Origin of the sequence: Candidatus Propionivibrio aalborgensis (genome assembly GCF_900089945.1) — a bacterium.
Classification (GTDB): Bacteria; Pseudomonadota; Gammaproteobacteria; order Burkholderiales; family Rhodocyclaceae; genus Propionivibrio; species Propionivibrio aalborgensis.
This window is the reverse complement of record NZ_FLQY01000011.1, coordinates 1-2090: the sequence shown is the minus strand read 5'-3', so window position 1 is coordinate 2090 and position 2090 is coordinate 1. Positions and strand designations below refer to the sequence as shown.

At 60.8% G+C, this 2090-nt stretch carries 4 protein-coding genes; all 4 read right to left on the bottom strand.

What is annotated here, in order from left to right; genetic code table 11:
• A partial coding sequence (locus PROAA_RS00920; protein ID WP_245664105.1) for a nitrogen fixation protein NifZ occupies positions 1-293 on the bottom strand: 293 nt, incomplete at its 3' end.
• Positions 293-631 (bottom strand): nitrogenase-stabilizing/protective protein NifW, encoded by a 339-nt coding sequence (gene nifW, locus PROAA_RS00915; protein ID WP_186409508.1) that lies wholly within the window; start codon positions 629-631, stop codon positions 293-295. The genes PROAA_RS00920 and nifW, both read right to left, overlap by 1 nt.
• 29 nt (positions 632-660) lie before the next feature.
• Positions 661-1212, bottom strand: a complete 552-nt coding sequence (locus PROAA_RS00910; RefSeq protein ID WP_186409507.1) for a hypothetical protein — start codon at positions 1210-1212, stop codon at positions 661-663.
• A gap of 8 nt (positions 1213-1220) precedes the next feature.
• Complete coding sequence (gene cysE / locus PROAA_RS00905; RefSeq protein WP_186409506.1) at positions 1221-2024, bottom strand: serine O-acetyltransferase; 804 nt, start codon at positions 2022-2024, stop codon at positions 1221-1223.
• Positions 2025-2090: the final 66 nt, after the last annotated feature.

The window sequence follows — 2090 nt, the reverse complement described above, 5'->3', positions numbered from 1 at the left end:
GAGAGATTCTTGGTCGATCGGACCTTTTCCCTAAACTCGAACAGCGAAGGTTTCCAGGGATCTTCGGCGCCGATCAGCTCCTCTTCGCGACAACCGACGATCTTCCCTTCGTCGAGAAAATTCACCGAATAGATGATCTGGTCCTGCAAGAAAGTACCGATGTCGACCACGAAACCGATGCTGCCGCGGCGAACCAGCGGCGCGCCGGTTTCCAGGCCGGGGTAGGTGCCGTCGTTGCGGACATTCCGGATCAGGCGTACCGATTCTCCGAAGTCCCAGCGCGTGTCCATCATCACCGAAACACTTTCTCCAGCGGCACAAAGGAGCTTGTCCCGCCACCGGGCGTTTCGGCGCGCTGGAAAACGGCGAAGACTCTCTCGGTCGACGCGTCGGACGTTTCGAAATCCTTGTAGGCGCGCTCCAGCCACAGGCGGTAAATAACGCGCTGGGCATCTTCTGCCGGCGGCAGGTTGGGCGCCTGCTTGGTCAGATAGTCATGGAAGCGCTGCAGGATATGCAGGCGATTTACCTGGACAACTCGGGCGTCGTATTTGACGTCGAAATAGTCGAGGAAGTCCTCGGCGGAAGCCAGTTCGTGCATTGCTTCGGTTAACGTCAGTGTGTCATCCATTGCAGCCTCCTCGGAGTACGGGTTACAGATCACGGGACGGTGAGTTCGGAAACAGCTTCGGCGGAAATGTCTTCGGCTGCCTCCGACGGGCTTTGAAATTCATCGACAACGTCGAGCAGTTTCATGGCGCCGAGCTGGTCGCGGGAATCGAGCGAAGCCAGCTTCGTCAGACGGGCACGGGATTCGGGAATGCGACCAAGCCGTAGCAGGACGACGCTGGCCGCTTTGTGCGCCAGCAGGTAAAAGCGCAAGAGCCCGAACGAGGTGGCAGCGGCAGCGGCGAGCCAGGCTTCGTCGAGCTCAGCCCAGTCCGCCGGCAACCCGAGATGGCGACCGGACAGGTAGATGGCGCGCTCGGCAACCTGCATGGCGTCTTCCAGCCGGTGCTGGTAAAAGTAGTAGCGGTATAGGCCGACCAGTACCGTGAGATTTTCGGGGGCGAGGCGGCGTGCGCGCAGCAGGGACGTTTCGGCGCCGGCTCCACCATATTCGTGCGCAGCCTGGGCGATCAGATCCTCCACTTCGGCGGGCAAGGGATCCTCGAAATACAACGTGCAGTCGGAAAAATCGAGCAGGTCCATGGCGTATTTCAGTTCAGTTCGCGTTGCATCGACTCGTGCTCACAGCACAGATCGCCCGCAGAACAGGTTCGGCATTGCCCGACATGCTCGGACGGTGGTGGTTCGTGACGCAGATCGGCGAGATCCCGCTCCAGCATGTCTATGCGTTCGATCAGGCAGGCGATGGATTTGGCCACCGGATCGGGGAGCAGGTTGTGGTCGAGGTTTATGCCGCCGATGTGCTCCTGATGCGGTCTCGGTCCGCCGCCGGCAAAGCTGTCGACGATGCGTCCCGGCACACCGACCACGGTGCGATCGGCCGCTACGTCTTTGACGACCACCGAGTTGGCTCCGACACGAACACGCTCGCCGACGGTGATCGGGCCGAGAATCTTTGCGCCGGCGCCAACCACGACGTTGCTGCCCAAGGTCGGGTGACGTCTGCCCTTGTTCCAAGACGTGCCGCCGAGGGTGACGCCGTGGTAGAGCGTTACGTCGTCGCCGATTTCGGCCGTCTCGCCGATCACCACGCCTGCGCCATGGTCGATAAAGAGGCGGCGTCCGATGCTGGCTCCAGGATGAATATCGACGTTGGTCAGCGTACGCCCGAAGAAGGACAGCAAACGCGCCGAGAATCGCCAGTCGGTCTTCCACAGGCGATGCGCCAGCCGGTGTATGAACAGGGCATGCACGCCGGGGTAAGTCATCACCACCTCCAGCCTCGAACGGGCCGCCGGGTCGCGCTGGAAAACACAGGCCAGATCTTCTTTCAAAACCGTCCAGAGACTTGGCGAAAATCGCATCGTTGCAGTCATGGCATACGCTTCAGACATGGAGTGGGCTCCTGATCGAGGCCAGAAGTTCGAACAGGTCGGGGATTTCCGGAGCGTGTTTGCAGG

Coding starts and splice junctions, on each gene's coding strand:
- nifW (WP_186409508.1), bottom strand. CDS start 631: ATGGATGACACACTGACGTTAACCGAAGCAATGCACGAACTGGCTTCC.
- PROAA_RS00910 (WP_186409507.1), bottom strand. CDS start 1,212: ATGGACCTGCTCGATTTTTCCGACTGCACGTTGTATTTCGAGGATCCC.
- cysE (WP_186409506.1), bottom strand. CDS start 2,024: ATGTCTGAAGCGTATGCCATGACTGCAACGATGCGATTTTCGCCAAGT.